Origin of the sequence: Methylobacterium sp. CCH5-D2, assembly GCF_001556475.1 — a bacterium.
Classification (GTDB): Bacteria; Pseudomonadota; Alphaproteobacteria; order Rhizobiales; family Beijerinckiaceae; genus Methylobacterium; species Methylobacterium hispanicum.
In genome coordinates this window covers 1-1,528 of the sequence record NZ_LSIX01000276.1, presented here as the reverse complement: position 1 = coordinate 1,528, position 1,528 = coordinate 1, and the positions used below count along the sequence as shown (strand labels likewise).

The window sequence follows — 1,528 nt, the reverse complement described above, 5'->3', positions numbered from 1 at the left end:
TCTAGGCCCGCCGAGAGTCGGCCGGAGCCGGCCGCGCCCGCGGCCGCCCCCTCCGCCGTGCCGCAGGCGCGGGCCGTTCCGGCGGAGACGGAGACCGGGCCGGCGCGGGAACGGAGCGCCGCGCGGACCACACGGGGCGGGCGGCACGCCGAGCGTCCGGAGCGGCCCGAGCGCCGTCTGGAGCGCCACCGCCGCCAGCGCCGGCTCGCCGACACGCCGCCCGTCCAGGCCGCGCCCGTCCCGCCCGCCGCCGCGCGGGTCGAGCCGCGCCTCGGCGATTGGGCGGGCGCCGCGCAGGGCCTCGCGGCGGATTATTTCGACGCGGTCTCGGCGCCCGGCCCGGCGATCGTGGCGAGCGCCCCGCGCTTCTACGGGGATCAGGTGCGCTTCCACGGCCGCACCGTGAGCCTGCGTGCCGTGATGGCGGAGAAGCGGGACTTCGCCCGGCGCTGGCCGGAGCGGCGCTACGAGCCGCGCGGCATGCGCACCTTCTGCAACGGGGCGCTGGCGACCTGCGTGGTGCGGGCCGAGGTCGCCTTCCGGGCGGCGAGCCCGAGCCGCGGCGCCGTCTCGGAGGGAATCGCCGAGGTGGTGCTGGAGGTGAGCCTCGCGGGGCCGCGTCCGGTGATCGTCTCCGAGACGAGCCGGGTCCTGCACCGCGGCTCGGCGAGCGCCGGGACGGCCGGCGCCGGCCGGAGCGCCTGACGCGCGCCGGTCCCGGATCGGACGTCCGCATCATTTTTTCGCCGGACCCGCGGGACACTCCGCTCAAGGATGCTTAGATCGGACCCCATGGCGGTTTCAGGCGCGACAGCGGCGGAGAAAGTGGAGGGCACGGAGGCGCAGCGTCCCGTGCTCGACGGCGCGGAGCGGGCCGGGCTGCAGACGCAGATCCGTGCGGAGATCGAGCGCCGCCGCCCCCGCCCCGTGGCGCTGCGCACGCTCGAACTCCTGGCCGCCGCCGCGGTCGAGCCGGCGGAGGGACAGCCCGGCTACCGGGTGATCGACCGGCACGGCCTGCCGCGCACGCGCGCGGCGACCGCCGAGGGCGCCGAGGGCGCAACCGCGCCGCCGATGACGCTCGCCGACCTCATCGACGAGATCGCCGAGCGTCATCCGGCCCTGTTCCTGCCGCCGGAGGCCGCCCCCGCCCCGGCGGAGCCCGCGCCCGAATCCGGCCTCGGGGCCAACGCCGCCGAGATGCGGGCCGCGACCGCGCGCTTCGTCGAGACCCAGTCCGAGCGGGCCCGCGCGCTCGCCGAGCGCTCCTCGGAGCAGGGCCGCGCGCTCGCCCAGTCCGCGGCCGCGGCCTTCGCCGACCTGCGGGCGCGCCTCGACAGGAGCCGCGGCGCGGAGCCTGCCGATCCCGGGGCCGCGGGCGCCGTCGCGGAGGCGCCCGCACGGCACGAAGGGGCGCAGGATCGCCTCCGGCGGTTCCGCGCCGGCCTGCAGGACTGGCGCGACGGGGGCCTCGGCGGGTCCGGGTCCCGCGGACGGCTCGCGGGCGCCGCCGCCGCGACCCTCGCGC

Annotated in this window: 1 protein-coding gene and 1 pseudogene; both read left to right on the top strand. The window is 79.4% G+C overall.

Annotated features, from left to right (window positions below):
* Window positions 1–705, top strand: a 705-nt coding sequence (locus AX737_RS34175) for a hypothetical protein (RefSeq protein WP_197430486.1), incomplete at its 5' end; no start/stop codon positions are given.
* Between the two features lie 120 nt (window positions 706–825).
* Window positions 826–1,528 (top strand): annotated as a pseudogene (locus AX737_RS07505) (nuclease); the annotation flags it as partial.